Annotated in this window: 17 protein-coding genes and 1 tRNA gene; 14 read left to right on the forward strand and 4 right to left on the reverse strand. The window is 53.2% G+C overall.

From position 1 onward, the window contains the following. Position 1: 1 nt before the first annotated feature. The 11 genes from ptsP (at position 2) to recD (ending at position 17,803) form a co-directional block, all read left to right on the forward strand. Complete coding sequence (ptsP, locus tag FC814_RS07080; protein ID WP_137325717.1) at positions 2–2,248, forward strand: phosphoenolpyruvate--protein phosphotransferase; 2,247 nt, start codon at positions 2–4, stop codon at positions 2,246–2,248. A 150-nt stretch (positions 2,249–2,398) separates the two neighbouring features. Continuing rightward, positions 2,399–3,274, forward strand: coding sequence for a prolipoprotein diacylglyceryl transferase (lgt, locus tag FC814_RS07085; RefSeq protein ID WP_000204651.1), 876 nt, complete (start codon positions 2,399–2,401; stop codon positions 3,272–3,274). A 6-nt stretch (positions 3,275–3,280) separates the two neighbouring features. Then, positions 3,281–4,075 carry a thymidylate synthase gene (gene thyA / locus FC814_RS07090; protein ID WP_000816232.1) on the forward strand — a complete coding sequence of 265 codons (795 nt, stop codon included), beginning with the start codon at positions 3,281–3,283 and terminating at the stop codon, positions 4,073–4,075. Between the two features lie 185 nt (positions 4,076–4,260). Further along, positions 4,261–4,731: a prepilin peptidase-dependent protein gene (locus tag FC814_RS07095; protein WP_000857047.1), complete on the forward strand. Its 471-nt coding sequence runs from the start codon at positions 4,261–4,263 to the stop codon at positions 4,729–4,731. Continuing rightward, positions 4,722–5,285 carry a prepilin peptidase-dependent protein gene (locus tag FC814_RS07100; RefSeq protein ID WP_000111602.1) on the forward strand — a complete coding sequence of 188 codons (564 nt, stop codon included), beginning with the start codon at positions 4,722–4,724 and terminating at the stop codon, positions 5,283–5,285. The genes FC814_RS07095 and FC814_RS07100 overlap by 10 nt, the downstream gene beginning before the upstream one ends. After that, a complete protein-coding gene (locus tag FC814_RS07105) occupies positions 5,282–5,689 on the forward strand; it encodes a DUF2509 family protein (protein ID WP_001083702.1) in 408 nt (135 codons plus the stop codon). Before FC814_RS07100 ends, FC814_RS07105 begins: the two co-directional genes overlap by 4 nt. Beyond that, on the forward strand, positions 5,674–5,997 hold the full coding sequence (locus FC814_RS07110; RefSeq protein WP_001276466.1) for a prepilin-type N-terminal cleavage/methylation domain-containing protein: 324 nt from the start codon (positions 5,674–5,676) through the stop codon (positions 5,995–5,997). Before FC814_RS07105 ends, FC814_RS07110 begins: the two co-directional genes overlap by 16 nt. Positions 5,998–6,009: 12 nt before the next feature. Then, complete coding sequence (recC, locus tag FC814_RS07115) at positions 6,010–9,378, forward strand: exodeoxyribonuclease V subunit gamma (RefSeq protein WP_137325718.1); 3,369 nt, start codon at positions 6,010–6,012, stop codon at positions 9,376–9,378. A gap of 175 nt (positions 9,379–9,553) precedes the next feature. After that, on the forward strand, positions 9,554–12,442 hold the full coding sequence (ptrA, locus tag FC814_RS07120; protein ID WP_137325719.1) for a pitrilysin: 2,889 nt from the start codon (positions 9,554–9,556) through the stop codon (positions 12,440–12,442). Beyond that, positions 12,435–15,977 (forward strand): exodeoxyribonuclease V subunit beta, encoded by a 3,543-nt coding sequence (gene recB, locus FC814_RS07125; protein WP_137325720.1) that lies wholly within the window; start codon positions 12,435–12,437, stop codon positions 15,975–15,977. The genes ptrA and recB overlap by 8 nt, the downstream gene beginning before the upstream one ends. Next, positions 15,977–17,803, forward strand: coding sequence for an exodeoxyribonuclease V subunit alpha (recD, locus tag FC814_RS07130; RefSeq protein ID WP_000775944.1), 1,827 nt, complete (start codon positions 15,977–15,979; stop codon positions 17,801–17,803). The genes recB and recD overlap by 1 nt, the downstream gene beginning before the upstream one ends. A gap of 174 nt (positions 17,804–17,977) precedes the next feature. Here recD and argA read toward each other — a convergent pair whose 3' ends face one another. Continuing rightward, on the reverse strand, positions 17,978–19,309 hold the full coding sequence (argA, locus tag FC814_RS07135; RefSeq protein ID WP_137325721.1) for an amino-acid N-acetyltransferase: 1,332 nt from the start codon (positions 19,307–19,309) through the stop codon (positions 17,978–17,980). Between the two features lie 230 nt (positions 19,310–19,539). Here argA and amiC point away from each other — a divergent pair, with 230 nt between their 5' ends. After that, a complete protein-coding gene (gene amiC / locus FC814_RS07140) occupies positions 19,540–20,793 on the forward strand; it encodes an N-acetylmuramoyl-L-alanine amidase AmiC (protein ID WP_000016908.1) in 1,254 nt (417 codons plus the stop codon). 74 nt (positions 20,794–20,867) lie between these two features. Here amiC and FC814_RS07145 read toward each other — a convergent pair. Beyond that, positions 20,868–20,944, reverse strand: a tRNA-Met gene (locus FC814_RS07145). A gap of 208 nt (positions 20,945–21,152) precedes the next feature. On the opposite strand from FC814_RS07145, the gene mltA reads away from it, so the two are divergent. Both mltA and tcdA read left to right on the forward strand, forming a co-directional pair. After that, positions 21,153–22,250, forward strand: coding sequence for a murein transglycosylase A (gene mltA / locus FC814_RS07150; RefSeq protein WP_000678631.1), 1,098 nt, complete (start codon positions 21,153–21,155; stop codon positions 22,248–22,250). A gap of 238 nt (positions 22,251–22,488) precedes the next feature. Beyond that, positions 22,489–23,295 (forward strand): tRNA cyclic N6-threonylcarbamoyladenosine(37) synthase TcdA, encoded by an 807-nt coding sequence (gene tcdA, locus FC814_RS07155; protein WP_000117715.1) that lies wholly within the window; start codon positions 22,489–22,491, stop codon positions 23,293–23,295. A 49-nt stretch (positions 23,296–23,344) separates the two neighbouring features. Here tcdA and csdE read toward each other — a convergent pair whose 3' ends face one another. Both csdE and csdA read right to left on the reverse strand, forming a co-directional pair. Continuing rightward, a complete protein-coding gene (gene csdE / locus FC814_RS07160; protein WP_137325722.1) occupies positions 23,345–23,788 on the reverse strand; it encodes a cysteine desulfurase sulfur acceptor subunit CsdE in 444 nt (147 codons plus the stop codon). After that, complete coding sequence (gene csdA / locus FC814_RS07165; RefSeq protein ID WP_137325723.1) at positions 23,788–24,993, reverse strand: cysteine desulfurase CsdA; 1,206 nt, start codon at positions 24,991–24,993, stop codon at positions 23,788–23,790. The genes csdE and csdA overlap by 1 nt, the downstream gene beginning before the upstream one ends. Positions 24,994–24,997: the final 4 nt, after the last annotated feature.

Genomic DNA, 24,997 nt, shown 5'->3' on the forward strand with positions numbered 1-24,997 from the left:
TATGCTCACTCGCCTGCGCGAAATAGTCGAAAAGGTAGCCAGCGCACCACACCTGAATGAGGCGTTAAATATTCTGGTTACCGACATCTGTCTTGCGATGGATACCGAGGTCTGTTCGGTCTACCTGGCCGATCACGACCGACGTTGTTACTACCTGATGGCGACCCGAGGATTAAAAAAGCCACGTGGTCGCACCGTAACGCTCGCGTTTGATGAAGGGATCGTCGGCCTGGTTGGCAGGCTGGCGGAACCGATAAACCTTGCGGATGCGCAAAAACACCCCAGCTTCAAATATATCCCCTCCGTAAAAGAAGAACGTTTCCGCGCGTTTTTAGGCGTGCCAATTATTCAACGTCGCCAGTTACTTGGTGTACTGGTGGTACAGCAACGAGAGTTGCGGCAGTACAACGAAAGTGAAGAATCTTTCCTGGTGACGCTTGCCACCCAGATGGCAGCTATTCTTTCTCAGTCGCAGTTGACTGCCTTGTTTGGGCAATATCGCCAGACGCGAATCCGCGCATTACCGGCAGCGCCCGGCGTGGCGATTGCTGAAGGCTGGCAGGATGCCACGTTACCTTTAATGGAACAGGTATATCAGGCATCAACGCTGGATCCGGCTCTGGAACGCGAGCGACTGACCGGGGCGCTGGAAGAAGCGGCTAACGAGTTTCGTCGCTACAGCAAACGCTTTGCTGCCGGTGCACAAAAAGAAACAGCGGCTATTTTCGATCTTTACTCACACCTGCTTTCTGACACGCGTCTGCGTCGCGAATTATTTGACGAGGTGGATAAAGGCTCAGTTGCAGAGTGGGCGGTGAAAACGGTCATTGAAAAATTCGCCGAACAGTTTGCTGCGCTAAGTGATAGCTATCTCAAAGAGCGAGCCGGTGATTTACGTGCGCTGGGCCAGCGATTGTTGTTTCACCTTGATGATGCCAACCAGGGGGCGAACGCCTGGCCGGAACGTTTCATTCTGGTGGCAGATGAACTGTCAGCGACAACCCTTGCAGAGCTGCCTCAGGATCGCTTAGTCGGCGTTGTCGTGCGCGATGGCGCAGCCAACTCCCATGCTGCGATTATGGTACGTGCGCTGGGGATCCCTACCGTGATGGGCGCGGACATTCAGCCTTCGGTGCTGCATCGTCGCACACTGATCGTTGATGGTTATCGCGGTGAATTGCTGGTCGACCCGGAGCCGGTACTGCTGCAAGAATATCAGCGGCTGATTAGCGAAGAGATTGAGCTTAGCCGTCTGGCAGAAGATGACGTCAATTTACCTGCGCAGTTAAAAAGCGGCGAGCGCATAAAAGTTATGCTCAATGCGGGATTAAGCCCGGAACATGAAGAAAAACTGGGCAGTCGCATTGATGGTATCGGTCTTTATCGCACCGAAATCCCTTTCATGCTGCAAAGTGGTTTCCCGTCGGAAGAAGAACAGGTGGCGCAGTATCAGGGGATGCTGCAAATGTTCAATGATAAACCTGTCACCCTGCGTACGCTGGATGTCGGTGCTGACAAACAATTGCCCTACATGCCGATCAGCGAAGAGAATCCATGCCTGGGGTGGCGTGGGATTCGCATTACGCTCGATCAGCCGGAGATCTTTTTGATCCAGGTGCGGGCGATGTTGCGCGCCAATGCTGCAACGGGCAACCTGCACATTCTGTTGCCAATGGTCACAAGCCTGGATGAAGTTGACGAAGCACGCCGCCTGATTGAACGTGCCGGACGTGAAGTCGAGGAGATGATCGGTTACGCAATTCCCAAACCACGCATCGGTATCATGCTGGAAGTACCTTCAATGGTATTTATGCTGCCGCATCTGGCAAACCGGATCGATTTTATCTCTGTTGGCACCAACGACCTGACTCAATACATCCTGGCCGTTGATCGCAACAACACCAGAGTAGCGAACATTTATGACAGTCTTCATCCTGGAATGTTACGTGCTCTGGCGATGATCGCCCGTGAGGCGGAAACGCAGGGAATCGATCTGCGTTTATGCGGTGAAATGGCGGGCGATCCCATGTGCGTGGCAATCCTCATTGGGCTGGGGTATCGCCATCTGTCTATGAACGGACGTTCTGTCGCGCGCGTAAAATACCTGCTGCGGCGCATTGATTTTGCCGAAGCAGAAAATCTTGCGCAGCGCAGTCTGGAAGCGCAACTGGCGACCGAAGTTCGTCATCAGGTAGCGGCATTTATGGAGCGTCGCGGTATGGGCGGGCTGATTCGCGGGGGGTTATAGCGCGGATCATATACATATCTTTTAACGGTATCCGGCAACCAGCCAGGTTCCCTTGTGCTATTATTCGCACCTTTGGAGCGCCTGAAACCTGCGGCGCGCATTTCAATCGCTGTTCTCTTTCAGCGAAATAACAAGAACTTGTGGTGACAGATGACCAGTAGCTATCTGCATTTTCCGGAATTTGATCCGGTCATTTTCTCAATAGGACCCGTGGCGCTTCACTGGTACGGCCTGATGTATCTGGTGGGTTTCATTTTTGCAATGTGGCTGGCTGGGCGTCGGGCTAGCCGTCCAGGCAGCGGCTGGACCAAAAATGAAGTTGAAAACTTACTCTATGCGGGCTTCCTCGGCGTCTTCCTTGGCGGACGTATTGGTTATGTTCTGTTCTACAACTTCCCGCAGTTTATGGCCGATCCGCTGTATCTGTTCCGTGTCTGGGACGGCGGCATGTCCTTCCACGGCGGTCTGATTGGCGTCATTGTGGTGATGATTATCTTCGCCCGCCGCACCAAACGTTCCTTCTTCCAGGTCTCTGATTTTATCGCACCGCTCATTCCATTTGGCCTTGGAGCCGGGCGTCTGGGCAACTTTATTAACGGTGAATTATGGGGGCGCGTTGACCCGAACTTCCCGTTTGCCATGCTGTTCCCTGGCTCCCGTACCGAAGACATTCTGTTGCTGCAAAACAACCCACAGTGGCAATCCATTTTCGACACCTACGGCGTACTACCGCGCCACCCGTCGCAACTTTACGAGATGCTGCTGGAAGGTGTGGTGCTGTTTATTATCCTCAACCTGTATATCCGTAAACCGCGCCCGATGGGGGCTGTCTCAGGCTTGTTCCTGATTGGCTATGGCGCGTTTCGCATCATTGTTGAGTTTTTCCGCCAGCCCGATGCGCAGTTCACCGGTGCATGGGTGCAGTACATCAGCATGGGGCAAATTCTTTCCATCCCGATGATTGTCGCGGGTGTTTTCATGATGGTCTGGGCATATCGTCGCAGCCCACAGCAACACGTTTCCTGAGGAACCATGAAACAGTATTTAGAACTGATGCAAAAAGTGCTCGACGAAGGCACACAGAAAAACGACCGTACCGGAACCGGAACGCTTTCCATTTTTGGTCATCAGATGCGTTTTAACCTGCAGGATGGATTCCCGTTAGTGACAACCAAACGTTGCCACCTGCGTTCCATTATCCATGAACTGCTGTGGTTCCTGCAGGGCGACACTAACATTGCTTACCTGCACGAAAACAATGTCACCATTTGGGACGAGTGGGCCGATGAAAACGGCGATCTCGGTCCGGTTTATGGTAAACAGTGGCGCGCCTGGCCAACGCCAGATGGTCGTCATATTGACCAGATCACTACGGTACTGAACCAGCTGAAAAACGATCCGGATTCCCGCCGTATTATTGTTTCGGCGTGGAACGTAGGCGAACTGGATAAAATGGCGCTGGCGCCGTGCCATGCGTTCTTCCAGTTCTATGTGGCAGACGGCAAACTCTCTTGCCAGCTTTATCAGCGTTCCTGTGACGTTTTCCTCGGCCTGCCGTTTAACATTGCCAGCTACGCGTTACTGGTGCATATGATGGCGCAGCAGTGCGATCTGGAAGTGGGTGATTTTGTCTGGACCGGTGGCGATACGCACCTGTACAGCAATCATATGGATCAAACCCATTTGCAATTAAGTCGTGAACCGCGTCCGCTGCCGAAGCTGATTATCAAACGTAAACCTGAATCCATCTTCGACTACCGTTTCGAAGACTTTGAGATTGAAGGCTACGATCCGCATCCGGGCATTAAAGCGCCGGTTGCTATCTAAATTACGCAACATCCTGCCAGAGCCGACGCCAGTGTGCGTCGGTTTTTTTTATCCTTCGCTAAATTCTTCGAGACGCCTTCCCGAAATTTTGCAACGCCCTGCAACAGCGTAAATAGTCCGGAAGACGCGCCGAAGAATGAGAAACTGACCCTCGTCTTTTTTTCTCCTCGTCGCATACTGCCGGCATGAAAACACAACGTGGTTATACGCTGATTGAAACGCTGGTTGCGATGCTGATTTTGGTCATGCTAAGCGCAAGTGGACTTTATGGCTGGCAATACTGGCAGCAGTCGCAACGGCTATGGCAAACCGCCAGCCAGGCGCGGGACTATTTGCTCTATTTACGTGAGGATGCCAACTGGCATAACCGCGACCACAGTATCAGCGTCATCAGGGAGGGGAAGTTATGGTGTCTTGTGAGTTCTGCCGCAGGGGCGAATGCCTGTCATGGCAGTTCACCGCTGCTCTTCGTGCCACGCTGGCCCGACGTAGAAATGAGCGACCTGACGCCTTCGCTCACTTTATTTGGCATGCGCAATACCGCATGGGCAGGGCATATTCGCTTCAAAAACTCAACGGGCGAGTGGTGGCTGGTGGTTTCGCCGTGGGGAAGGCTCCGGCTTTGCCAGCAAGGAGAAACAGAAGGATGTCTGTAAAAGAGCAAGGATTTTCTCTGCTGGAAGTTTTGATTGCTATGGCGATCAGTAGCGTACTGTTGCTGGGGGCTGCACGATTTCTGCCTGCATTACAGCGTGAAAGTTTGACGAGCGCCCGTAAGCTGGCGCTGGAAGATGAAATCTGGCTGCGGATATTTACAGTCGCGAAGCATCTCCAGAGAGCGGGTTATTGTCATGGTAGCTGCACTGGCAAGGGGCTGGTCATTGTCGGGCAGGGTGACTGCATCATTGTTCAGTGGGATGCGAACAGTAACGGTATCTGGGAGAGCGAACCGGTAAAAGAGTCCGACCAGATTGGATTTCGTCTGAAGGAGCATGTGCTGGAAACGCTACGTGGTGCGACATCTTGTGAAGGTAAGGGCTGGGATAAAGTCACTAATCCGGATGCCATCATTATCGACACTTTTCAGGTCGTGCGTCAGGATGTCAGCGGTTTCTCGCCGGTGTTGACGGTTAATATGCGGGGCGCCAGTAAGGCTGAACCACAAACCGTGGTGGATGCCAGCTATAGCGTAACAGGATTCAACCTGTGAATAGTGAACGGGGAGTTTCATCGCTGGCACTGGTTCTGATGTTGCTGGTTTTGGGCAGCTTGCTGCTACAGGGAATGAGCCAACAGGATCGCAGTTTTGCCTCTCGGGTGACTATGGAAAGCCAGTCATTGCGTCGCCAGGCTATCGTACAGTCGGCGCTGGAATGGGGCAGAATGCACTCCTGGCAGACGCAGCCCGCAGTTCAGTGCTCACAGTACGCTGCAACCGGTGCCCGGGTTTGTCTGCGTTTACTGGCAGATAATGAAATCTTGCTGATTGCCGGTTATGAAGGCGTTTTGTTGTGGCGAACAGGCGAAGTCATCGATGGAAACATTGTTTTTTCGCCACGCGGCTGGAGTGATTTCTGCCCGCAGAAAGAGGGAGCGTTATGTCAGCTTCCCTGAAGAATCAACAAGGCTTTAGCCTGCCGGAAGTGATGTTGGCGATGGTGCTGATGGTAATGATTGTCACTGCATTATCGGGGTATCAGAGAACATTAATAAACAGTTTTGCCAGCAGAAACCAGTATCTGCAACTCTGGCGGCATGGCTGGCAGCAAACGCAACTGCGCGCGATTTCGCCACCTGCCAACTGGCAGGTTAACCGAATGCAGACATCGCAGGCGGGATGTGTCAGCATCAGCGTTACGTTAGTTTCACCCGAGGGCAGAGAAGGCGAGATGACCCGCCTGCATTGCCCGAATCGTCAGTAGTCAGGAGCCGCTATGTTAAGGGTCTACCATTCCAATCGTCTGGACGTGCTGGAAGCGTTGATGGAGTTTATCGTCGAACGCGAACGGCTGGACGATCCTTTCGAACCAGAAATGATTCTGGTGCAAAGTACCGGTATGGCGCAGTGGCTGCAAATGACGCTGTCGCAGAAGTTCGGCATTGCGGCAAACATTGATTTCCCGCTGCCGGCGAGCTTTATCTGGGATATGTTCGTCCGCGTATTGCCGGAGATCCCCAAAGAGAGCGCCTTCAACAAACAGAGCATGAGCTGGAAACTGATGACTCTGCTGCCGCAACTGCTGGATCGCGAAGATTTTACCCTGTTGCGTCATTACCTGACTGACGATAGCGACAAGCGCAAGCTGTTTCAGCTTTCCTCAAAAGCGGCGGATCTGTTTGACCAGTATCTGGTCTATCGCCCGGACTGGCTGGCACAGTGGGAAGCGGGGCGCCTGGTTGAAGGGCTGGGAGAAGCGCAGGCCTGGCAAGCTCCTTTGTGGAAGGCGCTGGTGGAATATACCCATGAACTGGGGCAACCGCGCTGGCACCGTGCCAATCTCTATCAACGCTTTATCGAAACGCTGGAGTCCGCGACGACCTGCCCGCCGGGGTTACCTTCGCGTGTCTTTATATGCGGTATTTCCGCGTTACCGCCTGTTTATCTACAGGCGCTACAGGCGCTGGGTAAACATATTGAAATCCATCTTCTGTTTACCAACCCTTGCCGTTATTACTGGGGTGATATTAAAGATCCGGCTTATCTGGCAAAGCTTCTGGCTCGCCAGCGGCGACACAGTTTTGAAGATCGCGAATTGCCGCTATTCCGCGATAGCGAAAACGCCGGACAGTTGTTTAACAACGACGGCGAACAGGATGTTGGTAACCCGCTACTGGCCTCGTGGGGCAAACTGGGGCGCGACTACATCTATCTGCTTGCCGATCTCCAGAGCAGTCAGGAGCTGGACGCATTCGTTGATGTTACGCCAGACAGCCTGTTGCATAACATCCAGTCCGACATTCTCGAACTGGAAAATCGTGCCGTTGCGGGCGTGAATCTGGCAGAGTTTTCCCGTAGCGATAACAAACGTCTGCTTGATCCACAAGATAACAGCGTCACCTTCCACGTATGCCACAGCCCGCAGCGCGAAGTGGAAGTTTTGCACGATCGCCTGCTGGCGATGCTGGAAGAAGATCCGACACTTACTCCACGCGACATCATCGTGATGGTGGCCGACATCGATAGCTACAGTCCGTTTATTCAGGCTGTATTTGGTAGCGCACCTGCGGATCGTTACCTGCCTTATGCCATTTCCGACCGTCGGGCGCGTCAGTCGCATCCGGTGCTGGAAGCGTTTATCAGCCTGTTATCACTGCCAGACAGCCGCTTTGTGTCAGAGGACGTGCTGGCGCTGCTGGACGTGCCGGTACTGGCGGCGCGGTTTGATATCACCGAAGAAGGGCTACGTTATTTACGTCTGTGGGTTAATGAATCCGGCATTCGCTGGGGGATTGATGACGACAACGTTCGCGAGCTGGAACTCCCCGCCACCGGGCAACACACCTGGCGATTTGGCCTGACGCGCATGTTGCTGGGCTATGCAATGGAGAGCGCGCAGGGCGAGTGGCAATCGGTTCTACCTTATGATGAATCGAGCGGCTTAATTGCAGAACTGGTAGGGCATCTGGCGTCACTGCTAATGCAACTGAATATCTGGCGTCGAGGGTTAGCGCAGGAGCGCCCGCTTGAGGAGTGGCTGCCGGTTTGTCGTGATATGCTCAACGCCTTCTTCCTGCCGGATGCGGAAACCGAAGCGGCGATGACGCTTATTGAGCAGCAGTGGCAGGCGATTATCGCCGAAGGTTTAGGTGCGCAGTATGGCGACGCGGTGCCGCTGTCACTGTTACGTGATGAACTGGCACAACGCCTCGATCAAGAACGTATCAGCCAGCGTTTTCTTGCGGGTCCGGTTAACATTTGTACGCTGATGCCAATGCGTTCAATCCCGTTCAAAGTGGTTTGCCTGCTGGGGATGAACGATGGCGTTTACCCACGCCAGCTTGCACCATTGGGCTTTGATTTAATGAGCCAGAAACCGAAGCGTGGCGACCGTAGCCGTCGCGATGACGACCGCTATCTGTTCCTGGAAGCGTTAATTTCCGCGCAGCAAAAACTCTATATCAGCTATATCGGGCGTTCCATCCAGGATAACAGTGAACGTTTCCCGTCGGTGCTGGTGCAGGAACTGATCGACTACATCGGACAAAGTCATTATCTGCCGGGTGATGAAGAGCTTAACTGTGATGAAAGCGAGGCAAGAGTAAAAGAGCATCTTACGTGCCTCCATACCCGGATGCCGTTTGATCCGCAAAACTACCAGCCTGGCGAGTTACAAAGCTATGCGCGTGAGTGGCTACCGGCAGCCAGCCAGGCAGGCAAGGCGCATTCTGAATTTGTCCAGCCTTTACCGTTTACCTTGCCAGAAACCGTGCCGCTGGAAACGCTACAACGATTCTGGGCGCATCCGGTGCGAGCGTTTTTCCAGATGCGTTTACAGGTGCATTTTCGTACCGAAGACAGCGAAATTCCCGATACCGAGCCATTTATTCTCGAAGGGCTTAGCCGTTATCAAATCAATCAGCAGTTATTAAATGCGTTGGTGGATCAGGATGATGCAGAACGTTTGTTCCGCCGCTTCCGGGCGGCAGGGGATTTACCGTACGGTGCTTTTGGTGAAATTTTCTGGGAAACGCAGTGTCAGGAGATGCAGCAGCTTGCCGACAGAGTCATTGCCTGTCGCCAGCCGGGGCAGAGTATGGAAATCGATCTCGCGTGCAACGGTGTGCAGATTACTGGGTGGTTGCCGCAGGTTCAGCCGGATGGCCTGCTGCGCTGGCGTCCCTCTTTGCTCAGTGTGGCACAGGGAATGCAACTTTGGTTAGAACACCTTGTCTACTGTGCCAGTGGTGGTAACGGTGAAAGCCGCCTTTTTCTACGCAAAGACGGCGAGTGGCGTTTCCCGCCGCTTGCAGCCGAACAGGCTTTACATTACCTCTCACAACTGATTGAGGGGTATCGTGAAGGAATGTCCGCGCCGTTGCTGGTGTTACCTGAAAGTGGCGGCGCATGGCTAAAAACCTGTTATGACGCGGCAAACGATGCCATGCTGGATGACGATTCCACGTTGCAAAAAGCTCGAACGAAATTCCTTCAGGCTTACGAGGGCAACATGATGGTGCGTGGTGAAGGTGATGATATCTGGTATCAACGGCTCTGGCGGCAATTAACGCCAGAGACAATGGAAGCCATCGTTGATCAGTCGCAACGTTTCTTGTTACCGCTATTTCGTTTTAATCAATCATGAGTTCTGTATAAAAATTGCGCAATCCATCTGCTTACTTTATGATGCGCACCAGTCACGGACTGATGGTTATATAGACACAGGCTGACTCGTTCAGCACAAGATTATATTCTGCCGGATGATTTTCTTTAAGTTATTGAATCTGGTTGAAAAATAAAGTTGATAATGAGGTTCGTGAATGCCCCGCAGCACCTGGTTCAAAGCATTACTGTTGTTTGTTGCCCTTTGGGCACCCTTAAGTCAGGCAGAAACGGGATGGCAGCCGATTCAGGAAACCATCCGTAAAAGTGATAAAGATAACCGCCAGTATCAGGCTATACGTCTGGATAACGGTATGGTGGTCTTGCTGGTTTCTGATCCGCAGGCGGTTAAATCGCTTTCGGCGCTGGTAGTGCCCGTTGGGTCGCTGGAAGATCCTGAAGCGTATCAGGGGCTGGCACATTACCTTGAACATATGAGTCTGATGGGTTCGAAAAAGTACCCTCAAGCAGATAGCCTCGCTGAATATCTCAAAATGCACGGCGGCAGTCACAATGCCAGCACGGCACCATATCGCACCGCTTTCTATCTGGAAGTTGAGAACGATGCCTTGCCCGGTGCGGTAGATCGCCTGGCTGATGCTATTGCAGAACCCTTGCTCGACAAGAAATATGCCGAACGTGAACGTAATGCAGTGAACGCTGAATTAACCATGGCGCGCACGCGTGACGGGATGCGCATGGCGCAGGTCAGCGCAGAAACCATTAACCCGGCGCACCCAGGTTCAAAGTTTTCTGGCGGTAACCTGGAAACCTTAAGCGACAAACCCGGTAATCCTGTGCAGCAGGCGCTGAAAGATTTCCATGAGAAATATTACTCTGCCAATCTGATGAAGGCGGTTATCTACAGCAACAAGCCATTGCCGGAACTGGCAAAAATGGCGGCGGACACCTTCGGTCGCGTGCCTAACAAAGAGAGCCAGAAACCGGAAATCACCGTGCCGGTAGTCACCGACGCGCAAAAGGGCATTATCATTCATTACGTCCCGGCGCTGCCGCGTAAAGTGCTGCGCGTCGAGTTTCGCATCGATAACAACTCGGAGAAGTTCCGTAGTAAAACGGATGAGTTGATTACCTATCTGATTGGTAATCGCAGCCCAGGTACACTTTCTGACTGGCTGCAAAAGCAGGGATTAGTTGAGGGCATTAGCGCCAACTCCGATCCTATCGTCAACGGTAACAGCGGCGTATTAGCGATTTCTGCGTCCTTAACCGATAAAGGTCTGGCGAATCGCGATCAGGTTGTGGCGGCCATTTTCAGCTACCTCAATCTGTTACGCGAAAAAGGGATTGATAAACAGTATTTCGATGAGCTGGCGAATGTGCTGGATATCGACTTCCGTTATCCGTCAATCACCCGTGATATGGATTACGTCGAATGGCTGGCGGATACCATGATTCGCGTTCCCGTTGAGCATACGCTGGATGCAGTCAATATTGCCGATCGGTACGATGCTAAAGCAGTAAAAGAACGTCTGGCGATGATGACGCCGCAGAACGCGCGTATCTGGTATATCAGCCCGAAAGAGCCGCACAATAAAACGGCTTACTTTGTCGATGCGCCGTATCAGGTCGATAAAATCAGCGCACAAACCTTCGCTGACTGGCAGAAAAAAGCCGCCGACATTGCACTCTCCTTGCCGGAGCTTAACCCCTATATTCCTGACGATTTCTCGCTGATTAAGTCAGAGAAGAAATACGACCATCCAGAGCTGATTGTTGATGAGTCGAATCTGCGTGTGGTGTATGCGCCGAGTCGCTATTTTACCAGCGAACCCAAAGCAGATGTCAGCCTGATTTTGCGTAACCCGAAAGCCATGGACAGCGCCCGTAATCAGGTAATGTTTGCGCTCAATGATTATCTCGCAGGGCTGGCGCTTGATCAGTTAAGCAACCAGGCGTCGGTTGGTGGCATTAGTTTTTCTACTAACGCTAACAACGGTCTTATGGTTAATGCTAATGGTTACACCCAGCGTCTGCCGCAGCTTTTCCAGGCTCTGCTCGATGGGTACTTTAGCTATACCGCTACGAAAGATCAGCTTGAGCAGGCAAAATCCTGGTATACCCAGATGATGGATTCCGCAGAAAAGGGCAAAGCGTTTGAGCAGGCGATTATGCCCGCGCAAATGCTCTCGCAGGTGCCGTACTTCTCGCGAGATGAGCGACGTAAAATTTTGCCCTCCATCACTCTGAAAGAGGTGCTGGCTTACCGCGACGCCTTAAAAACGGGGGCACGACCAGAGTTTATGGTTATCGGCAACATGACCGAAGCCCAGGCAACAACGCTGGCACGCGATGTGCAAAAACAGTTGGGCGCTGATGGTTCAGAGTGGTGTCGTAACAAAGATGTCGTGGTTGAGAAAAAACAGTCCGTCATCTTTGAAAAAGCCGGTAACAGTACCGACTCTGCCCTGGCAGCGGTTTTCGTACCGACTGGCTACGATGAATACACCAGTTCAGCCTACAGTTCTCTGCTGGCGCAGATTGTTCAGCCGTGGTTCTACAATCAGTTGCGTACCGAAGAACAGTTGGGCTATGCCGTGTTCGCGTTTCCTATGAGTGTGGGTCGCCAGTGGGGCATGGGCTTCTTGCTGCAAAGCAATGATAAACAGCCCTCATACCTGTGGGAGCGATACAAAGCCTTTTTCCCAACCGCAGAGGCAAAATTGCGGGCGATGAAGCCAGAAGAGTTCGCGCAAATTCAGCAGGCGGTCATTACCCAGATGCTGCAAGCTCCACAAACGCTCGGCGAAGAAGCATCGAAGTTAAGTAAAGATTTCGATCGCGGCAATATGCGCTTCGATTCGCGTGATAAAATCGTGGCTCAGATAAAACTGCTGACGCCGCAAAAACTGGCCGATTTCTTCCATCAGGCGGTGGTCGAGCCGCAAGGCATGGCTATCCTGTCGCAGATTTCCGGCAGCCAGAACGGGAAAGCCGAATATGTACATCCTGAAGGCTGGAAAGTGTGGGAGAACGTCAGCGCGTTGCAGCAAACAATGCCCCTGATGAGTGAAAAGAATGAGTGATGTCGCCGAGACACTAGATCCTTTGCGCTTGCCCTTACAGGGCGAGCGCCTGATTGAAGCCTCTGCCGGCACAGGCAAAACCTTTACGATTGCGGCGCTCTATTTGCGCCTGTTACTTGGACTAGGCGGTTCCTCCGCCTTTCCCCGCCCATTGACCGTTGAAGAACTGCTGGTAGTAACCTTTACCGAGGCTGCCACTGCAGAATTGCGCGGTCGTATCCGTAGCAATATTCATGAATTACGCATCGCCTGTCTGCGTGAAACCACCGACAATCCGCTGTATGCACGCCTGCTGGAAGAGATCGACGATAAAGCGCAAGCCGCGCAGTGGTTGCTGTTAGCTGAGCGACAGATGGATGAAGCAGCAGTCTTTACCATCCACGGTTTTTGCCAGCGAATGCTCAACCTGAATGCCTTTGAATCCGGCATGTTGTTTGAGCAGCAGCTGATTGAAGACGAGTCTCTACTGCGCTACCAGGCCTGCGCCGATTTCTGGCGTCGCCATTGCTACCCGTTACCGCGTGAAATTGCCCAGGTCGTCTTTGAAACCTGGAAAGGGCCGCAGGCGTTACTGCGAGATATTAACCGTTATCTGCAAGGGGAAGCGCCGGTTATCAAAGCGCCGCCGCCCGATGATGAAACTCTGGCTTCCCGCCATGCGCAAATTGTGGCGCGTATCGATGCCGTAAAACAGCAGTGGCGTGACGCAGTAGGTGAACTGGATGCGCTGATCGAATCTTCCGGTATTGATCGCCGCAAGTTTAACCGTAGCAATCAGGCTAAATGGATAGACAAGATCAGCGCCTGGGCAGAAGAAGAGACCAACAGCTATCAGTTGCCGGAGTCGCTGGAAAAATTCTCTCAGCGTTTCTTAGAAGATCGCACGAAAGCCGGGGGGGAAACCCCGCGACATCCACTGTTTGAGGCGATCGAACAACTGCTTGCAGAACCATTGTCGATCCGTGATGTGGTGATCACCCGCGCATTGGCTGAGATCCGCGAAACAGTAGCGCGCGAAAAACGCCGCCGTGGCGAACTGGGCTTTGATGACATGCTAAGTCGGCTCGATTCCGCGCTGCGTAGCGAAAGCGGAGAGGCGCTGGCAACGGCGATCCGTACGCGCTTTCCGGTGGCAATGATCGACGAATTTCAGGATACCGACCCCCAGCAGTACCGGATTTTCCGCCGTATCTGGCACCATCAGCCGGAAACGGCATTATTGCTGATTGGTGACCCGAAACAGGCCATTTACGCATTCCGTGGCGCAGACATCTTCACCTACATGAAGGCGCGTAGCGAAGTTCACGCTCACTACACCTTAGATACCAACTGGCGTTCTGCGCCGGGAATGGTGAACAGTGTGAACAAACTTTTCAGCCAGACTGATGACGCGTTCATGTTTCGCGAAATTCCGTTTATTCCAGTGAAATCAGCCGGGAAAAATCAGGCGTTACGTTTTGTATTTAAAGGTGAAACGCAGCCTGCGATGAAAATGTGGCTGATGGAAGGCGAAAGCTGCGGCGTTGGCGACTATCAAAGTACCATGGCGCAGGTATGTGCTGCGCAAATCCGCGACTGGCTACAGGCCGGGCAGCGGGGCGAAGCATTGCTGATGAATGGCGACACCGCGCGTCCTGTTCGCGCCTCGGACATCAGTGTGCTGGTACGCAGCCGCCAGGAGGCCGCCCAGGTGCGCGATGCCTTAACGCTGCTGGAAATCCCTTCCGTTTACCTTTCGAACCGCGACAGTGTTTTTGAAACACTGGAAGCGCAGGAGATGCTTTGGCTGTTGCAGGCTGTAATGACGCCTGAACGTGAGAACACTCTGCGCAGTGCGTTAGCAACGTCGATGATGGGGTTGAACGCCCTGGATATCGAAACATTGAATGATGACGAAAATGCGTGGGATGCAGTCGTCGAAGAATTTGATGGATATCGACAAATCTGGCGCAAACGCGGCGTTATGCCGATGCTGCGGGCGCTGATGTCGGCGCGCAACATTGCAGAAAACCTGCTGGCCACGGCAGGTGGCGAGCGGCGTCTTACCGATATCTTGCATATCAGCGAACTGCTACAAGAAGCCGGAACGCAGCTGGAAAGTGAACATGCGCTGGTACGCTGGTTATCGCAACATATCCTCGAACCCGACAGTAATGCCTCCAGCCAGCAAATGCGCCTCGAAAGTGACAAACATCTGGTGCAGATCGTCACGATCCATAAATCAAAAGGGCTGGAATATCCGCTGGTCTGGTTGCCGTTTATTACCAATTTTCGCGTCCAGGATCAGGCGTTCTATCACGATCGTCATTCATTTGAGGCTGTACTTGATCTTAACGCTGCGCCAGAAAGCGTCGATCTCGCCGAGGCAGAGCGTCTGGCGGAAGATCTGCGTTTGCTTTACGTGGCGCTGACGCGTTCGGTCTGGCATTGCAGTCTCGGCGTTGCGCCGCTGGTGCGCCGTCGTGGTGATAAAAAAGGTGACACCGACGTCCACCAAAGTGCGCTCGGGCGTTTGCTGCAAAAAGGGGAACCGCAAGATGCGGCAGGGCTTCGCGCCTGTATTGAGGCACTATGCGATGAGGATATTGCGTGGCAAACGGCGCAAACGGGTGATAATCAACCGTGGCAGGTTAATGATGTTTCTACAGCTGAACTGAATGCGAAGACGCTACAACGATTGCCCGGCGATAACTGGCGCGTCACCAGTTATTCAGGTTTGCAGCAGCGTGGTCATGGTATCGCTCAGGATCTGATGCCACGGCTGGATGTTGATGCCGCAGGCGTGGTCAGCGTCGTTGAAGAACCGACGTTAACACCGCATCAGTTCCCGCGTGGCGCCTCACCGGGGACGTTCTTGCACAGCTTGTTTGAAGACCTCGATTTTACCCAGCCGGTTGACCCGAACTGGGTGCGGGAAAAACTGGAACTTGGCGGCTTTGAACCGCAGTGGGAACCGGTGTTGACTGAGTGGATCACCGCTATTCTTCAGGCGCCGCTCAATGAAACTGGCGTCACTCTGAGTCAGCTTTCCGCCCGCGATAAACAGGTGGAGATGGAGTTTTACCTGCCGATTAGCGAGCCGCTTATTGCCAACCAGCTTGATGCACTAATTCGCCAGTTTGACCCGCTATCGGCTGGCTGCCCGCCGCTGGAGTTCATGCAGGTACGCGGCATGTTAAAAGGCTTTATCGACCTGGTGTTCCGCCACGAAGGGCGTTATTACCTGCTCGACTATAAATCCAACTGGTTGGGTGAAGACAGTTCGGCTTACACCCAACAGGCTATGGCAGCGGCGATGCAGGCACACCGCTATGATCTGCAATATCAGCTTTATACCCTGGCGCTGCATCGTTATCTGCGCCATCGAATTGCTGATTACGACTATGAGCGTCACTTTGGTGGCGTTATTTATCTGTTCCTGCGTGGCGTTGATAAAGAACATCCGCAACAAGGGATTTACGCAACCCGACCCAACGCCGGGTTGATTGACCTGATGGATGAGATGTTTGCCGGTATGATCCTGGAGGAGGCGTAATGAAATTGCAAAAGCAATTACTGGAAGCTGTGGAGCACAAACAGCTACGCCCGCTGGATGTGCAATTTGCCCTGACTGTGGCGGGTGATGAACATCCTGCCGTCACCCTCGCGGCGGCACTGTTAAGTCATGATGCCGGAGAGGGACACGTCTGTTTGCCGCTTTCACGACTGGAAAATAACGAGGCGTCGCATCCGCTGTTGGCGACCTGTGTCAGTGAAATCGGTGAGCTACAAAATTGGGAAGAGTGCTTGCTGGCTTCACAAGCGGTCAGCCGGGGAGATGAACCAACGCCAATGATCCTCTGTGGCGATCGTCTCTACCTGAATCGCATGTGGTGTAATGAGCGCACAGTGGCGCGATTTTTCAACGAAGTGAATCATGCCATTGAGGTGGATGAAGCTCTACTGGCGCAAACCCTGGACAAACTTTTTCCAGTAAGCGATGAAATTAACTGGCAAAAAGTGGCGGCAGCGGTGGCGCTGACGCGGCGGATCTCGGTGATTTCCGGCGGCCCTGGCACCGGTAAAACGACCACCGTGGCGAAGTTGTTGGCTGCGTTAATTCAGATGGCAGACGGCGAACGCTGCCGTATCCGTCTGGCTGCACCAACGGGGAAAGCTGCTGCGCGCTTAACCGAATCGCTTGGCAAGGCTTTGCGCCAGTTACCGCTGACCGATGAACAAAAGAAACGCATTCCGGAAGATGCCAGCACTTTGCACCGATTGCTGGGTGCGCAGCCAGGTAGCCAGCGTTTACGTCATCATGCCGGTAACCCGCTGCATCTTGATGTGCTGGTGGTAGATGAAGCGTCAATGATCGATCTCCCCATGATGTCGAGACTGATCGACGCCTTGCCCGATCATGCGCGAGTTATCTTTCTTGGCGATCGCGATCAACTGGCCTCGGTTGAGGCAGGGGCTGTGCTGGGCGATATCTGCGCTTATGCCAACGCCGGCTTTACCGCCGAGCGTGCCGGGCAGCTAAGCCGCCTGACGGGAACTCACGTTCCGGCAGGAACTGGCACAGAAGCGGCATCTTTGCGTGACAGTCTCTGCCTGCTGCAAAAAAGCTATCGTTTCGGCAGCGATTCTGGCATTGGTCAGTTAGCTGCGGCGATTAACCGTGGTGATAAAACGGCAGTGAAAACGGTTTTTCAGCAGGATTTTACTGACATCGAAAAACGGCTTTTGCAGAACGGCGAAGACTATATTGCGATGCTTGAGGAAGCTCTTGCGGGTTACGGACGTTATCTGGATCTGCTGCAAGCGCGTGCCGAGCCGGATTTAATCATTCAGGCGTTCAATGAGTACCAGCTTTTGTGCGCCCTGCGGGAAGGGCCGTTTGGCGTGGCTGGACTGAATGAGCGAATTGAACAGTTTATGCAACAGAAGCGCAAAATTCATCGTCATCTGCACTCTCGTTGGTACGAAGGCCGACCGGTGATGATTGCCCGTAATGACAGCGCGCTTGGGTTGTTTAATGGCGATATCGGTATTGCGCTGGATCGCGGGCAGGGGACGCGCGTCTGGTTTGCGATGCCGGACGGCAATATCAAGTCAGTACAACCGAGCCGCCTGCCAGAGCACGAAACCACATGGGCGATGACGGTACATAAATCGCAGGGATCGGAGTTCGACCATGCGGCGTTGATTTTACCGAGCCAGCGTACACCGGTAGTAACACGAGAACTGGTTTACACTGCGGTAACCCGCGCGCGTCGACGTTTGTCTCTGTATGCCGATGAGCGTATTTTGAGTGCGGCAATCGCCACTCGTACCGAGCGACGTAGCGGGCTGGCAGCGTTGTTTGGTGCGCGGGAGTGAACGTGAATGCCTGATGCGACGCTGGCGCGTCTTATCATGCCTACGGAGTGCTGCGTAGGTCGGATAAGGCGTTCACGCCGCATCCGACGATGAGTGCCAATGCCTGATGCGACGGATGCGCGTCTTATCATACCTGGAAGTATTGCGTATGCCGCATCCGGCTATATTCATCGCTTACCCTAAATCCGCCATCAACACTTTGGATTTACGCTGGTAGTTGTACAACTGCTTTTTACTCTCCGGCAGTAAATCAATATCCACCGGGGTAAATCCGCGCTCCTGGAACCAGTGAATACTGCGCGTGGTCAGCACAAACAATTTGCTTAACCCGCTCTGCTTCGCCTGAGCGGCAATGCGTTCCAGTAAAACCTCGCCCCGTGATGAACTACGGTAATCCGGGTGTACTGCCACACAGGCCATTTCGCCAATCTTCTCTTCCGGGAACGGATAAAGCGCGGCGCAGGCAATAGTTGTGTTATCGCGCTGAATAATAGTGAATTTGTCGATTTCCATCTCCAGTTGTTCGCGAGAACGACGTACCAGAATGCCTTGCTGCTCCAGCGGGCGAATCAACTCCAGAATGCCGCCAATATCGTTGATTGTTGCGCGACGAATCTGCTCCGCGCTTTCCATCACAATTTGCGTACCGATACCGTCACGTGAGAACAACTCTTGCAACAGCGCGCCATCTTCCTGATAACTGATTAAATGACAGCGACGAACACCACTGCGGCAGGCTTTCACCGCACCACGCAAAAAGCGCACCGTACCGGAGTTGTAATCGCCTTTCTCTTCCTGGGCTTCTACCCGCGCCTGCGCCTCGTTAGGGAAAAGTTCGGAGACAATATCGCCATCATCATTGGTGACGCCCTGTGAAGAGCAAAAACCAATCATCTTCTCGGCTTTCAGTTTGATGGCAAGTTGTGTGGCAATCTCTTCCGAGGTCAGGTTAAAGCTCTCGCCAGTGACCGAAACCGCCACCGGGCCCATCAGCACAATGGCACCGCTATCCAGTTGGCGATGAATTGCTTCTTCGTCAATCCGCCGGATGCGTCCGCTATGGCAGTAATCCACGCCATCATCCACGCCCAGCGGTTGTGCAATAATAAAATTGCCACTGACGACGTTGATATGAGCGCCCTGCAACGGCGTGTTGTTGAGGCTCATCGACAGGCGAGCAGTGATGTCCAGTTGCAATGTCCCCGCAGCCTGCTTCACCAGCTCCAGCGTTTTGCCGTCAGTCACGCGTATATTCTTGTGGTACAGCGGTTCGTGATGATGCGCCGCCAGATTCGCGTCGATCTGTGGACGCGCGCCATAGACGACGACCAGACGGATGCCGAGGCTGTGCAACAACCCGATATCACTAACGATACTGGAGAAATTCTCATGCTCAATGGCTTCGCCGCCGAGCATGATGACAAACGTTTTTCCCCGGTGGGTATTGATATAAGGAACCGAATGGCGGAATCCCTCGACCAGCTCGGTTTTACGTTCCTTCACCACGGCACACCTCTTTGCATGATTATTCGAAATTAATGTATTTTTATTCTGTTTTTTCGCCGTGTGCAAGTGCGAATTTTACGCATGAGCAACTTTTTTATCAGTAATGCCGTGAATATAAAAAGAATGTTTACCGTTTTATAGATGACAGATTATGCGTCTTTCGCTAAAGTTTCCGGTCAAATTGGTCGTTTACTTGTTACACAGCTTAGATTTTTTTGCTCGGGAGAGGCATGTCAGGATCCAATACTGCAATCAGCCGTCGTCGTTTACTGCAAGGCGCGGGTGCCATGTGGCTATTGAGCGTAAGTCAGGTCAGCCTGGCTGCGGTCAGCCAGGTCGTGGCGGTGCGCGTCTGGCCTGCGTCCAGCTATACCCGTGTGACGGTTGAATCAAACCGTCAGCTGAAATATAAGCAGTTCGCGTTGAGTAATCCTGAGCGCGTGGTGGTGGATATTGAAGATGTAAACCTGAACTCGGTGCTCAAGGGGATGGCGGCACAAATTCGTGCTGACGACCCGTTCATCAAGTCAGCACGCGTCGGGCAATTTGATCCGCAAACCGTGCGGATGGTTTTTGAATTAAAGCAAAACGTAAAACCACAGATGTTTGCCCTCGCGCCGGTTGCCGGATTTAAAGAGCGTCTGGTGATGGATCTCTATCCGGTCAATGCGCAGGATATGCAAGACCCGCTGCTGGCGCTGCTGGAGGATTACAACAAAGGCGATCTCGAAAAACAGGTGCCGCCTGCGCAAAGTGGTCCGCAGCCAGGTAAGGCAGGGCGCGATCGCCCAATTGTCATCATGCTTGACCCTGGCCACGGTGGCGAAGACTCTGGCGCGGTGGGGAAATACAAAACGCGTGAAAAAGATGTGGTATTACAGATTGCCCGCCGTCTGCGCTCTCTGATCGAGAAAGAGGGCAATATGAAGGTGTACATGACGCGTAATGAAGACATCTTCATTCCATTGCAGGTGCGCGTAGCAAAAGCACAGAAACAACGTGCTGACCTGTTTGTCTCTATCCATGCAGATGCCTTTACCAGCCGCCAGCCGAGCGGCTCCTCGGTGTTTGCGCTTTCGACCAAAGGCGCAACCAGTACTGCGGCAAAATATCTGGCGCAAACCCAGAACGCCTCGGACTTAATTGGTGGTGTGAGCAAAAGTGGCGACCGCTATGTCGACCACACCATGTTTGATATGGTTCAGTCGCTGACCATTGCCGACAGCCTGAAGTTTGGTAGAGCAGTACTGAATAAACTAGGGAAAATCAATAAGTTGCATAAAAATCAGGTCGAGCAGGCCGGGTTTGCCGTGCTGAAAGCGCCTGATATTCCCTCCATTCTGGTCGAAACGGCGTTTATTAGTAACGTTGAGGAAGAGCGCAAACTGAAAACGGCGACTTTCCAGCAGGAAGTTGCAGAGTCCATTCTTGCGGGAATTAAAGCGTATTTTGCCGATGGAGCGACGCTGGCGAGAAGGGGATGATAAAAAGGCGCTGAATGGCGCCTTTTTTATGGGAGAGCAGAAACAAAAAAACACCCGTCAGGGTGTTTAAGTATTGGTTGCGGGGGCCGGATTTGAACCGACGACCTTCGGGTTATGAGCCCGACGAGCTACCAGGCTGCTCCACCCCGCGTCCGTGGATGCGCACTATACTCCGCTCGCGTTTTCATGCAACCTTTTTTTTACCCGGATCACGGATTTGGCATGATTTTGAACAAAAACAAAACGCTACCGTCTATTTTTTGTGCAAAATTTGCGTCAGGGAGAGTCTGCTCATTTCATTAAACGCGACGGTTTGTTATCTTCGTTGTGCCTTATTTTTTAACCTGAAGAAGAGAACAATGAAAGGACGTTGGGTAAAGTACCTTCTTATGGGCGCTGTTGTGGCGATGCTTGCCGCCTGCTCCTCCAAACCAACCGATCGCGGACAGCAATATAAAGACGGGAAATTTACCCAGCCTTTCTCTCTGGTGAACCAGCCAGATGCCGTTGGCGCACCAATTAACGCCGGTGATTTTGCCGAGCAAATTAACCATATTCGTAACTCGTCACCGCGTCTGTATGGCAACCAGAGTAATGTTTATAACGCGGTGCAAGAGTGGCTGCGCGCAGGCGGTGATACCCGCAATATGCGCCAGTTCGGCATTGACGCCTGGCAGATGGAAGGCGCGGACAACTATGGCAACGTGCAGTTTACAGGCTATTACACGCCGGTAATTCAGGCGCGCCATACCCGCCAGGGCGAGTTCCAGTATCCTATTTACCGTATGCCGCCAAAACGCGGCCGTCTGCCGTCTCGTGCGGAGATCTACGCGGGGGCACTGAGCGATAAATATATCCTCGCTTACAGCAACTCCCTGATGGATAACTTCATTATGGATGTACAGGGTAGCGGGTATATCGATTTTGGCGACGGCAGTCCGCTTAACTTCTTCAGCTATGCCGGAAAGAACGGTCATGCCTATCGCAGTATTGGTAAGGTGCTGATCGATCGTGGCGAAGTGAAAAAAGAAGATATGTCGATGCAGGCGATTCGTCACTGGGGGGAAACGCACAGTGAAGCCGAAGTTCGCGAACTGCTGGAACAGAATCCGTCTTTCGTCTTCTTTAAGCCGCAATCTTTTGCACCGGTGAAAGGAGCAAGTGCTGTGCCGCTGGTTGGTCGTGCTTCTGTTGCCTCCGATCGCTCGCTCATCCCGCCAGGCACTACCTTGCTGGCAGAAGTACCGTTGTTGGATAATAACGGTAAATTTAACGGTCAGTACGAACTGCGTCTGATGGTGGCGCTGGATGTCGGTGGCGCAATCAAAGGCCAACATTTCGATATCTATCAAGGGATCGGGCCGGAAGCCGGACACCGCGCAGGTTGGTACAACCACTATGGACGTGTCTGGGTGCTGAAAACGGCACCGGGTGCAGGTAACGTCTTTAGCGGCTGATGTGTTATTCTGTACGCCGTTTTTACGGATAAGACAGGATGAGGGATAACCTCATCTCCTGATTGTTGACTAAGTGCGCATTGTTCATGCCGGATGCGGCGTGAACGCCTTATCAGGCCTACAAATCATGCAAATTCAATATATTGCAGGAGTTATGTAGGCCCGATAAGCGTAGCGCATCAGGCATTTATGCGTTTAGGGTGGGGGATAACCTCACCCTTTTTAATTCTGAGGTGCTATGTCTGTGGTAATTAGTGATGCCTGGCGTCAGCGTTTTGGCGGCACTGCGCGTCTGTATGGTGAGAAAGCCTTGCAACTATTTGCCGATGCACATATCTGTGTGGTCGGCATCGGTGGTGTCGGTTCCTGGGCGGCGGAAGCTCTGGCGCGCACGGGGATTGGCGCAATCACGCTTATCGATATGGATGATGTGTGTGTCACCAATACCAATCGGCAAATTCACGCGCTGCGTGATAACGTCGGGCTGGCAAAAGCGGAAGTGATGGCGGAGCGTATTCGCCAGATTAACCCGGAGTGTCGGGTGACAGTGGTGGACGATTTCGTGACGCCGGATAACGTAGCGCAATATATGAATGCCGGTTATTCGTATGTTATTGATGCCATTGACAGTGTGCGCCCCAAAGCGGCACTAATCGCATACTGTCGTCGCAATAAAATCCCATTGGTAACGACGGGGGGGGCCGGCGGGCAGATTGATCCGACGCAGATTCAGGTTACTGACCTGGCGAAGACTATTCAGGACCCGCTGGCGGCGAAGCTGCGTGAGCGCCTGAAAAGCGATTTTGGCGTGGTGAAAAACAGCAAAGGTAAGCTCGGCGTGGATTGCGTGTTTTCTACCGAGGCGTTGGTATATCCGCAGTCAGACGGTACGGTCTGTGCGATGAAAGCCACGGCGGAAGGACCAAAGCGAATGGATTGCGCATCAGGATTTGGTGCGGCAACGATGGTGACCGCCACCTTTGGTTTTGTTGCGGTTTCTCATGCGCTGAAGAAGATGATGGCGAAAGCGGCGCGCAAGGAATAACCATTATGTCGGATGCGACGTGAGCGTCTTATCCGACCTGGATCTGTGCTTAAACCTGTTTCGCCGCCGCGATAATCGCCTCGCTTAATGCATTCAGCCCCTGACTGCGTGAGGCACTAAGTTGCGCACGCAATCCCAGCTCATCAAACAACGCCAGCGGCGACTGCGTTTGTAACTCGGCGGCGGTTTTGCCCTCCACGGCGGTCAACAACACTGCCAGCAGACCGCGCACAATGCGTCCTTCGCTGTCGCCAAAGAAATGCATCTTGCCGTTTTCAGCCACGGTATATCCCAGCCAGACGCGGTTTTCGCATCCGGCAATCTCTTTGGCCTGTGCTTTTAATTCGTCTGGCAAAGTAGGAAGCTGTTTCCCCAGCATGATCAACTGGCGATATTTATCTTCCCACTGCGTCAACGGCGCGAAAGTATCGCGTAACGTCTCTGCGGTAACGGTTGTGCCGAACGGATGTCCGGCGAATTGCGGGTTTGTCATTAATCCACCAATAATTCCAGCGCGCGGTCAACGGCGTTCACCAGCGCATCCACATCACTCTTTGTATTATATGGCGCAAAAGAGGCGCGCAGTGTGCCGGTTACGCCTAATTCTGCCAGTAGCGGCTGAGCGCAATGCTGCCCGGCGCGCAGGGCAATACCGTACTCTGCCAGCAAAGTCACCATATCGCTGTGATGAACCCCCGCGAAATCAAAGGCCAGCAGGCTGGAATCCTGGCAGCGGAATGAACGAAAGCCTGGACGTTTTGCCAGCGAATCTTCTGCAAGCGTCGCCAGGCTACGACTCCAGCTTTCTGCCTGGTTAATATCATAATCTGCCAGCCATTCCAGCGCCGCGCTTAACCCAATGACGCCTGCGACGTTGGGCGTTCCGGCTTCCAGTTTCCACGGGGCAGATTGTGTGGTGAAGCCGTCAAAACTGACTTCGTGAATCATTTTGCCACCGCCGAGCCAGGGCGACATTGCTTCCAGCTGTTCTGGTTTGCCATACAGCACGCCGATACCCGTCGGGCCGTAAAGTTTGTGACCTGAAAAAGCGTAGAAATCGATATCCAGTTGCTGAACATCTGCAGGGAAATGCACCGCCCCCTGAGCACCATCAACCATCACCACCATCCCGGCTGAATGGGCAAAGGTAATCGCTCGCGCCAGATCCGGGCAGCCGCCAGTGACGTTCGACATCTGGCCCAACGCCAGAATCCGGCTACGGGGAGTAATCAGCTCTGGTAACAAATCGACATCTGGCAGCCGCTGCGCATTAAGCGGCAACTTCACCACTTTGGCTCCGGTTTGTTGGGCGACCATCAGCCAGGGGACGAGGTTGGCGTGGTGCTCTGCCACGCTGACAATAATTTCATCGCCCGGTTGCAGACGCGGACGCGCATAGCATTGCGCCACCATGTTGATGGATTCGGTGGTGCCGCGCGTCCAGACAATGGTTTTGTCATCTGGAGCATTGAGCAATTGCGCCACTTTCTCCCGCGCAGCCTCATAACGTGCGGTCAGACGTTGGGCTTCGGCAAACTGGCTGCGATGGACGTTTCCGGCGCTAAGGCTATAGAACTGTCGGGTAGCCTCAACCACGGCTTCGGGCTTGAGCGCGGTTGCGGCACTGTCGAGATAGACGCCCGCATCCTGTAATGCGGGAAACTGCGCACGGAACTGCGCGGGATTAAAAACGTTCATGGTA

Origin of the sequence: Escherichia sp. MR, from assembly GCF_005280595.1 — a bacterium.
Taxonomy (GTDB): Bacteria; Pseudomonadota; Gammaproteobacteria; order Enterobacterales; family Enterobacteriaceae; genus Escherichia; species Escherichia ruysiae.